The 12,459-nt window shown below is 70.9% G+C and carries 7 protein-coding genes; 5 read left to right on the top strand and 2 right to left on the bottom strand.

Annotated elements, in window-relative coordinates:
- The first annotated feature begins 195 nt into the window (after positions 1–195).
- Both AC068D_RS24690 and AC068D_RS24685 read left to right on the top strand, forming a co-directional pair.
- The gene (locus AC068D_RS24690) at positions 196–912 is read left to right on the top strand and encodes a hypothetical protein (RefSeq protein ID WP_478825214.1); all 717 of its coding nucleotides are present in this window, start codon (positions 196–198) and stop codon (positions 910–912) included.
- 458 nt (positions 913–1,370) lie between these two features.
- Positions 1,371–3,401, top strand: a complete 2,031-nt coding sequence (locus tag AC068D_RS24685) for a M4 family metallopeptidase (protein WP_478825213.1) — start codon at positions 1,371–1,373, stop codon at positions 3,399–3,401.
- Between the two features lie 147 nt (positions 3,402–3,548).
- Here AC068D_RS24685 and glgP read toward each other — a convergent pair whose 3' ends face one another.
- Together glgP and AC068D_RS24675 are read right to left on the bottom strand one after the other, a co-directional pair.
- Positions 3,549–6,131, bottom strand: a complete 2,583-nt coding sequence (gene glgP / locus AC068D_RS24680) for an alpha-glucan family phosphorylase (protein WP_478825212.1) — start codon at positions 6,129–6,131, stop codon at positions 3,549–3,551.
- 234 nt (positions 6,132–6,365) lie between these two features.
- Complete coding sequence (locus AC068D_RS24675; protein ID WP_478825211.1) at positions 6,366–6,647, bottom strand: hypothetical protein; 282 nt, start codon at positions 6,645–6,647, stop codon at positions 6,366–6,368.
- A 167-nt stretch (positions 6,648–6,814) separates the two neighbouring features.
- Between AC068D_RS24675 and AC068D_RS24670 the strand changes: the two genes are divergently transcribed.
- From AC068D_RS24670 to treS, 3 genes are all read left to right on the top strand, one after another.
- Complete coding sequence (locus AC068D_RS24670; RefSeq protein ID WP_478825210.1) at positions 6,815–8,023, top strand: S8 family peptidase; 1,209 nt, start codon at positions 6,815–6,817, stop codon at positions 8,021–8,023.
- Positions 8,024–8,480: 457 nt separating this feature from the next.
- Positions 8,481–10,466 carry an alpha-1,4-glucan--maltose-1-phosphate maltosyltransferase gene (locus AC068D_RS24665; protein WP_478825320.1) on the top strand — a complete coding sequence of 662 codons (1,986 nt, stop codon included), beginning with the start codon at positions 8,481–8,483 and terminating at the stop codon, positions 10,464–10,466.
- Complete coding sequence (gene treS / locus AC068D_RS24660) at positions 10,463–12,310, top strand: maltose alpha-D-glucosyltransferase (RefSeq protein WP_478825209.1); 1,848 nt, start codon at positions 10,463–10,465, stop codon at positions 12,308–12,310. The genes AC068D_RS24665 and treS overlap by 4 nt, the downstream gene beginning before the upstream one ends.
- Positions 12,311–12,459 lie beyond the last annotated feature (149 nt).

Here is a 12,459-nt window from a genome sequence, read left to right as displayed (position 1 = left end):
GCGTCACGGCCCGGCCCCCGGCTCGGCGCGGCTCCACGCCCCCCTGCTCGGGGCACGGCTGTGGACCTCGACGAACGGCCGAGGTCCCCCCGGCGGCGCGGGACCGGCGCCGTGCGGGTGGCCGTCCTGCGGTCTGCGCGCCCCACCGGCCCTTGTGCACGGAACCCGCGCGGGGCGGTGTGGTGGAGTAGGGCCATGACGACTGACGCAATAGTGGTGCCGGAGCTGTACGTCGGATATCCCGGTGTGGCCTTCGGCGGCTATGTGGCCGGGGTGCTCGCGGAGCGGACGGGGGCGAAGACGGTACGGGTGGACTTCCGGGGGCCGGTGCCGGTCGGGGCACCGGTGACGCTCGCCGAAACGGCCGGCGGAGGCGCCGAGTTGAGGGTCGGCGACCGGGCACTGGCGACGGCGTCCCCCGCCGCCACGGCTCCCGAGGCGCCGGGAGCGCCTTCCTGGGACGAGGCGGTGGCAGCGGCGGAGGCGTTCCGGGCGGCTCCGCCGCCGGGGCTGGTCGACTGCTTCGGCTGCGGGCTGGACCGTACGCCCGACCGGGGTCTGCGCCAGCACTGCACGCCGGTGCCGGGCCGTGAGGTCGTCGCCTCCGCCTGGGTGCCGTCCGAAGCGCTCGCCGAGCCGTCCGGGCTGCTGCCGCCCCGGCTCGTGTGGGGCGCGCTCGACTGCCCGGGGAACTGGGCGGGACGCATGCTGGGGGCGCAACGGCCGGGCGCGGTCACGGCGGCGCTGACGGGAACCCTGCTCCGCCCGGTCGTGACGGGCGAGCCGCACATCTCCTTCGCCTGGCTCCTGTCGGAGTCGGGCCGCAAGCACACCATGGGCGTGGCCCTGGCCAGGGCGGACGGCGAGCTGTGCGCGGTGGCCGAGGCGCTGTGGCTGGACCCCAGGGACTGAGGTCCCGGATCCCGCGCGCGCCTCGGCGCCGCCGAGTACCCGGTGCCGCGCGCGGCCCGGGCCGGGGTGCCCGGGGCCGCGCGCGGCCAAACAACAAACCCCGCCGGACGCGGCAGAACGAGCCACCTTCATGGCGGATGGTGGCGGTGGCGCGTACCCTCTGGTCCCCACCCCTCCCGGCCGGGGCGACTTCGTGCGCAATCCCGGCGCTCTCTTCGCGTTCGGGCTGGCCCGGCCGCCCGGTGACGAGCCGGCAATGATCGGCGAAACGTCCGCTTAACGAACATGACGTTTCAGGGAACGGACGGTTTCCGGCCAATCTCTTGACGCGCTCCTGACAGACGCCACTTACTCCTGCCACGCTTCCCACGATCCGCGCACCACATGCTCCGTTGCTCTGCAGCTCTGCCCGGACGGCCCACCCAGCCGCCGGTACCCCCCTCGCAGAAGGAGTTCGCGTGAGACCCACGCCCAGACGTCGCCGCGCCACCGCGACCGGTGCTCTGCTCGCTGCCGCGGCCATGGTCGCCGTCGGAGTTCAGTCGGGTTCCGCCACCGCCGCGGGCACCCCGACCGCCGCCGCCCCGAAGAACCAGGCCGCTTCGGCCGCCGATCCCGGCGCCCTGCCCGCGCAGCTCACCCCCGCCCAGCGGGCCGAGCTGCTGCGCGAGGCCAACGCCACCACGGCGGCCACCGCGAAGGAACTGGGCCTCACCGCCCAGGAGAAGCTCCTCGTCCGCGACGTCACCCAGGACCGCGACGGCACGACCCACACGCGGTACGAGCGCACGTACGCCGGGCTCCCCGTCCTCGGCGGTGACCTCGTGGTCGCCGAGACGAAGGCCGGGAGGACCGAGTCGGTCACCAAGGCCTCTGCATCCGTGCTCAAGAACGTCGACACGAGTGCCGACGTCGCCCCGGCCGCCGCCGAGAAGCAGGCGGTCGCCGCGGCCCGCGCCGAGGGCTCGAAGAAGACCGTCGCCGACCGCGCCCCACGCAAGGTCGTCTGGATGGCCCAGGGCAAGCCGACCCTTGCGTACGAGACCGTCGTCGGCGGGCTGCAGCACGACGGAACCCCGAACGAGCTGCACGTCGTCACCGACGCGGCCACCGGCAAGAAGCTCTACGAGTGGCAGGCCGTCCACACCGGTACCGGCAACACCATGTACAGCGGACAGGTGACCCTCGGCACCGCGCCGTCGTACACCCTGACCGACACCAACCGCGGCAGCCACAAGACGTACAACCTCAACCGCGGTACGTCCGGCACCGGCACGCTCTTCTCCGGCCCCGACGACACCTGGGGCGACGGCACCCCGCAGAACGCCGAGACGGCCGGCGCCGACGCCCACTACGGCGCCGCGCTCACCTGGGACTACTACAAGAACGTGCAGGGCCGCTCCGGCATCAAGGGCGACGGCGTCGGCGCGTCCTCCCGGGTCCACTACGGCAACAACTACGTCAACGCGTTCTGGCAGGACAGCTGCTTCTGCATGACCTACGGCGACGGCTCCGCCAACGTCAAGCCGCTGACGTCGATCGACGTGGCCGCGCACGAGATGACGCACGGCGTCACCTCCGCCACCGCGAAGCTCGTCTACAGCGGTGAGTCCGGCGGCCTCAACGAGGCGACGTCCGACATCTTCGCCGCGGCCGTCGAGTTCTACGGCAACAACGCCCAGGACGTCGGCGACTACCTGGTCGGCGAGAAGATCGACATCAACGGCAACGGCACCCCCCTGCGGTACATGGACAAGCCGAGCAAGGACACGCGGTCCAAGGACGCCTGGTACTCGGGCATCGGCGGCATCGACGTGCACTACTCCTCGGGTCCGGCGAACCACTGGTACTACCTGCTGTCCGAGGGCAGCGGCGCCAAGACCATCAACGGCGTCAACTACGACTCGCCGACCTCCGACGGTCTGCCGGTCACCGGCATCGGCCGTGACAAGGCGTCCCTGATCTGGTTCAAGGCGCTCACGACGAAGTTCAACTCGACGACCAACTACGCAGCCGCCCGCACCGGCACCATCGCGGTCGCTACGGAGCTGTACGGAGCGAGCAGCCCCGAGGTCAAGTCCGTCACCGACGCCTGGGCCGGCATCAACGTCGGCGCCCGTCCCGGCGGCCCGGACCCCGGCGGCAAGACCTTCGAGAACACGGCCGACGTGAACATCCCGGACCTCGGCACCGCCACGTCCTCGGTCACCGTCTCGGGCATCACGGGCAACGCCCCGTCCGCACTCAAGGTCGGCGTCGACATCGTCCACACCTGGCGCGGTGACCTGGTCATCGATCTGGTGGCCCCGGACGGCACGGCGTACCGCATGAAGAACTCCAGCGGAAGCGACTCCGCGGACAACGTGGTCGAGACGTACACGGTGAACGCGTCGAGCGAGGTCGCCAACGGCACCTGGAAGCTGAAGGTCCAGGACGTCGCCCGCTACGACACCGGGTACATCAACAGCTTCAAGCTGACGTTCCCGTAGTCACAGCCTGATCCGGAGGCCGCCCGGGGAGAACTCCCGTTCTCCCCGGGCGGTTTCGTGTGCTGTGAGGACCGGCTGCACCCACGGCCGATGCACCGACGGACCGCACCGGTCGGGGACTGCTGCCGTTGTCGGCGCCTCGCAACGTCAGCGCATCAGCACCCCGGCCCCCTCCCCCGTCGCCTCGGTCGGCAGCGCCACGAGGCCCAGATCGGCGCCGGAGGGCAGATGCCGGTGCGCGGGCAGCACACGGACCGTGTAGCCGAAGGGGCCGGTCCGGTCCAGCGCGAGCGGGCCCTCGTAGACCCGGCGCCCCGACCCGTCCGGTCCCGCGGCAGTGGGTTTCAGGGGGAAGACCTGCGCGTCGCCGATCGCGTCGTCGGAGTCGACCCTGCCCGCCACGGCCTGCACCTCCACATCGTCCGGCTGGAGTTCACCCAGCGCGACGCAGACCCGCAGGGCGAGGGTGGAGCCGAGCTCCGCGCTGGCGAGAGCCGTGTCCGCCTCGACATGGTCGACGGCGACGCCCGGCCAGGCGGTGCGCACCCGGTGCTTCCAGGCCGCCAGTTCCCGGGCCGCGTCCGTGTCCAGGGCGAGCGTGCGATGGGCGAGGGACGCCGGTGCGTACAGCCGGTCCACGTACTCACGGACCATCCGGTCCGCCGGCAGCTTCGGGCCGAGCGAGGTGAGGGTGCGGCGGACCATCTCGGTCCAGCGGCCGGGGATTCCGTCCTGACCACGGTCGTAGAAGAGCGGCGCGATGCGCTCCTCGATCAGGCCGTAGAGGGCGGCGGCCTCCAGGTCGTCACGTCGGTCGTCGTCATGGGCCGCGGAGCCGTCGGCGGTGGGCACCGCCCAGCCGAAGTCGGGCTCGTACCACTCGTCCCACCAACCGTCCAGCACCGAGAGATTGAGGCAGCCGTTGAGCGCCGCCTTCATCCCGCTGGTGCCGCATGCCTCCAGCGGCCTCAGCGGGTTGTTGAGCCAGACGTCGCAGCCCGGGTAGAGCGTGCGCGCCATCGCCATCCCGTAGTCGGGCAGGAAGACGATGCGATGGCGCACCCGCGGGTCGTCCGCGAACCGCACCAGTTCCTGGATCAGCCGCTTCCCGCCGTCGTCGGCCGGATGTGCCTTGCCCGCGACCACGATCTGCACCGGCCGGGTCGGATGGAGCAGCAGCTCCGTCAGCCGGTCGCGGTCGCGCAGCATCAGGGTGAGCCGCTTGTACGCAGGGACGCGGCGGGCGAAGCCGATCGTGAGGACGCCCGGGTCGAGTACCCCCTCGATCCAGCCCAGCTCCGCCGTGTCGGCACCGCGCTGCCGCCATGACGCGTACAGCCTCCGGCGTACCTCGCACACCAGTTGTTCGCGCAGTTCCCGCCGCACCTCCCAGATCACGGAGTCGCCGCACTCCATGACCGCGTCCCCGTTTCCGAGGCGGGACACCTCGGGGGCCACCCAGGTCGGGGCGTGCACCCCGTTGGTGATCGAGGTGATCGGCACCTCGGGCGGGTCGAAGCCCGGCCACAGACCCGCGAACATCTCGCGACTGACCGTGCCGTGGAGCGTCGAGACGCCGTTGGCGCGCTGGGCCAGCCGCAGGCCCATCACCGCCATGTTGAAGACATTGGGCTCGCCGCCCGGATAGCTCTCCATACCGAGCCCCAGGACCTGCCCGGCGTCCACTCCGGGCAGTTCGCCGTCGTCACCGAAGTGGCGGGCGACGAGTTCGCGGTCGAAGCGGTCGATGCCGGCCGGGACGGGGGTGTGCGTGGTGAACACGGTCCCGGCCCTGACCGCTTCCACAGCGGAGTCGAAGTCGAGTCCGTACGGCATGAGTTCATGGATGCGCTCCAGGCCGAGGAACCCGGCATGGCCCTCGTTCGTGTGGAACACCTCCGGCTCGGGGTGGCCGGTCAGCCTGCAGTAGGTGCGGACCGCGCGCACCCCACCGATGCCGAGCAGCATCTCCTGCAGCAGCCGGTGCTCGCTGCCGCCGCCGTAGAGCCGGTCGGTGACATCGCGTTCGCCCGGTGCGTTCTCCTCCACGTCCGAGTCGAGGAGCAGCAGCGGTACACGGCCGACCTGCGCCTGCCAGATGCGGGCGCGCAGCGAGCGGCCGCCGGGCAGGTCCAGCGCGACCTGCGCCGGACCGCCGTCTGCCTCACGGAGAAGGGTCAGGGGCAGCTCGTCGGGGTCGAGCACGGGGTAGTGCTCCTGCTGCCAGCCTTCGCGCGACAGGGACTGCCGGAAGTAGCCGTGGCGGTAGAGGAGCCCCACGCCGATCAGGGGGACGCCGAGGTCGCTCGCGGCCTTGAGGTGGTCACCGGCGAGTATGCCGAGGCCGCCCGAGTACTGCGGCAGGGCGCCGGTGATGCCGAACTCGGGCGAGAAGTAGGCGACGGCAGCGGGCAGCGGCTCGCCGTCGGTCTCCTGGTTCTGATACCAGCGGCGGCCGCGCAGATAGTCGCCGAGATCGCGTTCGGCGTCGGCCAGCCGGCGCAGGAATTCCCGGTCCCCGGCGAGCACGGCGAGCCGGCGGCCGGACACGGCGCCGAGCAGCCGTACCGGATCGCCGCCGGCCGAACGCCATTCTCCGGGGTCGACTGCCCGGAAGAGTTCCCGGGTTCCCGGATGCCAGGACCAGCGCAGATTGCGGGCCAGCTCGTTGAGCGGGCCGAGCGGTTCGGGGAGGACGGGGCGGACGGTGAATCGACGAATGGCCTTCACAGGTCCCACCTTCGCAGCGGAGGTACGCATCCGGGGCACACAACGCTGTGCGCCTGGAGGGGATGTTGCCTTCACCCCGACCGTAGTGGGGTCACACCCTCCTCATCCACGGCGCGAGGAGGGCGCATCGACAGGCAAGGCCTTCGCCTCCCCCGCGCGGTGGAACGCCGTCGGGCGTCTGCCGCACCGCCGGCGATGCCGGCCCCGGCGCCGCACGGCCGCCCCCGGGGTGCCTCACGAGCGTGCGGAGCGGCCGGCGGGGACGCGCCCGCGTTCACCCGCACGGCGCACCAGCGTCTCGTTCGCGCGGGTCAGGTCGAGTACGGTGCGCAGCAGCGCGACGGGCGCACCGCCGCTGCCGACGTCGTACATCCGGACCGCCTCGCCGTAGGCCTTGCGGGCGATGCCGAAGTGACGGGCCCGGAACGTCTTGAGGGTGCGCAGCACCCCGGCGAGCGAGACGGCGGATGCGGCCAGTTCCGGCGGCAACGGGTCCGACGGGGTCCGGCCGATCACGGTGGCAGGCCTGGTGACAGGTATGACCGATTCCGCCCCCTCGTGCGACCTTGTGGCGTCTCAGGGCGCACGAGAGGCTGCCGTGTGGCGCGCCCGTGCCCGACGGGGTCCCGGCTCCTTCCCGACTCCGCCGGGTGCGTGCCCGGTTGAGAAGGGAGACGCAGCGCATGAGACCGGAGCGAGCACACGCCGGGCGGGCGGCGGCACTGACCGCCCTCACCGTGGCGGCCGTTCTCTCGGCCGTGGCACTGCCCGCCGCCCGCGCCGCGCCCCCGGAGGGCCGCATCGTGGGCGCCGGAGCACCCGGCACCGTGGGCGACAGCTACATCGTCACGCTCAGACCGGGGCCAGGTGGTACCGGAGCCCGGCCCCGTGCAGCCGAGGACCTCGCGCGCAAGTACGGGGCGAGTGTCCGCCACACCTACGGCTCCGCGCTGAACGGCTGTGCAGTCCGCGCCGACGCCGCGTCGGCGAGACGCCTCGCGGCCGATCCCGGGGTCGCCTCGGTCGTCCAGGACACGGCAGTGCGCCTGGAGCACAGGCAGTCGCCGCCGCCCTGGGGCCTGGACCGGCTCGACCAGCGGGAACTGCCGCTCGACGGCTCGTACACCGGGCCGAGAAGTGCGGGCCGCGGCACCACCGTGTACGTCATCGACACCGGGGTCCGCGCCTCGCACCACGACTTCGGCGGACGCGCCCGCAGCGGCTGGGACTTCATCGACGGCGATGCGACCGCGCAGGACGACAACGGTCACGGCACCCATGTCGCCGCGATCGCAGCCGGTGCCTCGTACGGCGTGGCGAAGGGGGCGGACGTCGTCGGCGTGCGGGTGCTGGACGACGCAGGTACGGGCACCACCTCGCAGGTGATCGCCGGGATCGACTGGGTGACGAAGCACGCACGCAGGCCCGCTGTGGCGAATCTGAGCATGGGCGGTTATGCCAACCCCCAACTCGACGCCGCGGTCCGCAACTCGATCGCCTCGGGGGTCACGTACACCATCGCCGCCGGCAACGACGGGCTGCCTGCCGGGCTGTTCTCCCCCGCTCGGGTGGGGGAGGCGGTCACGGTCGGCGCGACCGACGGCCGGGACAGACGCGCGGGGTTCTCCAACTGGGGTGCGGGCCTCGATCTGTTCGCCCCCGGTGTGGCCGTCACGTCCGCGTCACACACCGGTGACACGGCGACACGGACCCTTTCCGGTACGTCGATGGCATCCCCTCATGCGGCGGGCGCTGCCGCGCTGTACCTCGCCGGGCACACGCGTGCGGCACCCGCCGATGTCGCCCGCGCCCTGACGCAAGCAGCGGCCAGGGGCCGTGTCACCCGCCCGGGTCCGGGCTCCCCGAACCGGCTGCTGCAGGTGACCGGCTGACCCACCCTGCCGCAGCCGCCGAGAGCCGGCCCCGCCCCAGCCGGCGGGGCCGGTTCCTTTTCCCGGTGTGCTTCGTCTGCCGGTCCCCGGGTACCCGTGGACGCGCGAAGCCTTGTCCGCACCCCTGCCTCCTGGCAACAGCGCCGTCCCCGGGGGGTCACCACGGACCCCGGAAATCAGGCCAGGGGGCGTGCGGGGCTTGTCCGCACCGCTACCTCCTAGTAGTTAACCAACCACCGGATTGCCCCCCGGCGGTGCGTGGGAAGGCTCCTCCGGTACCCACCGGCGCGCACGCACACACACGCAGCCATCCGAGTGAACGCGGACAGGAGCGGCCATGCCCGCAGCCCGCCAGTCGTCGACGGAGCAGTTACAAAGAACTCCCGCACCCCGTGACGCGGACCCGCCCGCTCGACCCGCCATGCCCGCTCAGCCCCCAGGTGATGCCGTGAACCAGCTGATTGGCCGCATTCCCGTTCTCGACGTACGCCCGCTCGTCGACCGTGGCAGAAGGCCCGCCAAGGCGGTGGCCGGCGAGACGTTCCAGGTCTCCGCCACCGTCTTCCGCGAAGGCCATGACGCAGTCTCGGCCAATGTCGTGCTCCGCGACCCGGGCGGGCGGCCCGGCCCCTGGACGCCGATGCGTGAGCTCGCGCCGGGCACCGACCGCTGGGGTGCCGATGTCACCCCGGACACCGAGGGCCGGTGGACCTACGCCGTCGAGGCGTGGAGCGATCCGCTGGCCACCTGGCGCCACCACGCCGGGATCAAGATCCCGGCCGGTATCGACACGGAGACGGTGCTCGCGGAGGGCGCCGAGCTGTACGAACGCGCCGCCGCGGGCGTACCGAAGGAGGACGGCCGGGAGGCGGTGCTCGCCGCCGCGGACGCACTCCGCGATGTGACCCGGGCGGCCGGCGACCGGCTGGCCGCCGCCCTCGCCCCGGAGACGGCCGCCGCGCTCGCGCGCCATCCGCTGCGCGAGCTGGTCACCGCGTCGGACCCGCTGCCGCTCCAGGTCGAGCGCACACGTGCGCTGTTCGGGTCCTGGTACGAGTTCTTCCCGCGCTCCGAGGGCGCCAGGGTCAGGGGCGGCAAGCTCGTCTCCGGCACCTTCAGGACCGCGGCACAGCGACTTCCCGCCATTGCCGCGATGGGCTTCGACGTGGTGTACCTGCCGCCGATCCACCCCATCGGCACCACCTTCCGCAAGGGCCCCAACAACAACCTCGACGCCGGCCGCGACGACGTCGGCGTCCCCTGGGCGATCGGCTCCCCGGAGGGCGGCCATGACGCGGTCCACCCGGATCTCGGCACGCTCGAGGACTTCGACGCCTTCGTGCGCTGCGCCCGCGATCTGCGGATGGAGGTCGCCCTCGACTTCGCGCTCCAGTGCTCTCCCGACCACCCCTGGGTGGAGAAGCACCCGGAGTGGTTCCACCACCGCCCGGACGGCTCCATCGCCTACGCCGAGAACCCGCCGAAGAAGTACCAGGACATCTACCCGATCGCCTTCGACAAGGACATGAAGGGCCTGGTCAGGGAGACAGTGCGGGTTCTGCGGCACTGGATGGCCCATGGTGTGCGGATCTTCCGCGTGGACAATCCGCACACCAAGCCCGTCGTCTTCTGGGAGGCGGTGATCGGCGAGATCAACCGCACCGACCCCGATGTGGTCTTCCTGGCCGAGGCGTTCACCCGCCCGGCGATGATGCACACGCTCGCAGCGATCGGTTTCCAGCAGTCGTACACCTACTTCACCTGGCGTACCACCAAGCACGAGCTCACGGAGTACCTGACGGAGCTGTCCGGCGACGCCGCCGCGTACATGCGCCCCAATTTCTTCGTGAACACCCCCGACATCCTGCACGCGTATCTCCAGGACGGCGGCCGGCCGGCCTTCGAGGCACGGGCGGTGCTCGCCGCGACGCTGGCCCCTACGTGGGGCGTCTACGCCGGCTACGAGCTGTGCGAGAACACGCCGCTGAAGCCGGGCAGCGAGGAGTACCTGGACTCGGAGAAGTACCAACTGCGGCCCCGTGACTGGGAGTCGGCCGAGCGTGAGGGGCTCACCATCGCGCCGCTGATCAGTGCGCTCAACCGGATCAGGCGCCGGCATCCGGCGCTGCAGCAGCTGCGGAACATCCGCTTCCATCATGCGGACAACGAGGCCGTCATCGCGTACAGCAAGCGATCGGGTTCGAACATCGTTCTGGTGGTCGTCAATCTCGACCCCCACCACACCCAGGAGGCGACGGTCTCGTTTGACATGCCGGAGCTCGGCCTCGACTGGCACGAGACCGTACCGGTGCGCGACGAGCTCACCGGCGAGACCTATCACTGGGGCAGGGCCGCCTATGTGCGCCTCGAGCCGGGCGTCATGCCTGCGCACATCGTGGTCCTGCGACCGTCCCCGCCGATCGGAGGGTCACCCACATCATGATCGTCAACGAGCCCGTCCACGACCTCTTCGAGGACACTCCGGCGAAGGACCGGGACCCCGACTGGTTCAAACGCGCCGTGTTCTACGAAGTGCTCGTGCGGTCCTTCCAGGACAGCAACGGCGACGGCGTCGGCGACCTGAAGGGAATCACCGCCAAGCTGGACTATCTGCAATGGCTGGGCGTCGACTGTCTGTGGCTGCCACCGTTCTTCAAGTCCCCTCTCCGTGACGGTGGTTACGACGTCGCCGACTACACCTCCGTGCTTCCCGAGTTCGGCGACCTCGCCGACTTCGTGGAATTCGTCGACGCCGCGCACCAGCGCGGCATGCGGGTCATCATCGACTTCGTCATGAATCACACCAGCGACCAGCACCCGTGGTTCCAGGAGTCCCGCAAGGACCCGACCGGGCCCTACGGCGACTACTACGTCTGGGCCGACGACGACAAGCAGTTCCAGGACGCGCGGATCATCTTCGTCGACACGGAGACCTCCAACTGGACCTTCGACCCGGTGCGCAAGCAGTACTACTGGCACCGCTTCTTCTCCCACCAGCCGGACCTCAACTACGAGAACCCGGTGGTGCAGGACGAGATCCTGGCGGCCCTGCGCTTCTGGCTCGACCTCGGGATCGACGGATTCCGCCTCGACGCCGTGCCGTACCTCTACCAGGAGGAGGGCACCAACTGCGAGAACCTGCCCGCCACCCACAACTTCCTCAAGCGGGTGCGCAAGGAGATCGACGCCCAGTACCCGGACACGGTGCTGCTGGCCGAGGCGAACCAGTGGCCCGAGGACGTCGTCGACTACTTCGGCGACTTCCCGTCGGGGGGCGACGAGTGCCACATGGCGTTCCACTTCCCCGTGATGCCACGGATCTTCATGGCGGTACGACGCGAGTCCCGCTACCCGGTCTCCGAGATCCTGGCCAAGACTCCGGAGATCCCGCAGAACTGCCAGTGGGGCATCTTCCTTCGCAACCACGACGAGCTCACGCTCGAAATGGTCACCGACGAAGAGCGCGACTACATGTACGCGGAGTACGCGAAGGATCCGCGGATGCGCGCCAACATCGGCATCCGGCGCCGACTCGCGCCGCTGCTCGACAACGACCGCAACCAGATCGAGCTGTTCACGGCCCTGCTGCTGTCACTGCCGGGCTCGCCGATCCTGTACTACGGCGACGAAATCGGGATGGGCGACAACATCTGGCTGGGCGACCGGGATGCGGTGCGGACGCCGATGCAGTGGACCCCGGACCGGAATGCCGGCTTCTCCTCGTGCGATCCCGGCCGACTCTATCTGCCGACCATCATGGACCCGGTCTACGGCTACCAGGTCACCAACGTCGAGGCGGCGATGGCGTCACCGTCGTCGCTGCTGCACTGGACCCGGCGGATGATCGAGATCCGTAAGCAGAATCCCGCCTTCGGGCTCGGCTCCTACACCGAACTCCCGTCGTCGAACCCGGCGGTGCTGGCCTTCCTGCGGGAGGCCCCCTCGACGCAGGAGGGCGGGGACGATCTCGTCCTCTGCGTGAACAACTTCTCGCGGTTCGCCCAGCCGACGGAGCTCGATCTGCGGCGGTACAACGGCCGTCACCCGGTGGAGCTGATCGGCGGCGTGCGTTTCCCGGCGATTGGCGAGTGGCCGTATCTGCTGACTCTGGCGGGTCATGGCTTCTACTGGTTCCGGCTGCGCAAGGACTCGGTGAAGGACTCCGCGGTGAACGGTGCCGCCGTGAAGGACGCCACCGCGCAAGGAACCGGTACGGCGGCCGCCGGCAGGGGTCCGGCCGGGGCGGAAAAGGCGAAGAAGGGGGCGGCCACGCCGAAGCAGGCGTGACTCCGGCACATGCCATGTCGTGTGCGGGGCGGTTGCATCGCCCCGCACGGGGCACGCTCCCCCTCATATCGAGTCCGTACGGACCATCCTCGCCCGACACTCCTTGTGCCTACGGCGGGGGGACCCCCACGCACAGCCCGGACAGCCTA

It is taken from the genome of Streptomyces sp. NPDC043861 (assembly GCF_056435905.1).
Note: the sequence above shows the minus strand (reverse complement) of the source record. Positions and strands in the feature narration are given on the sequence as shown.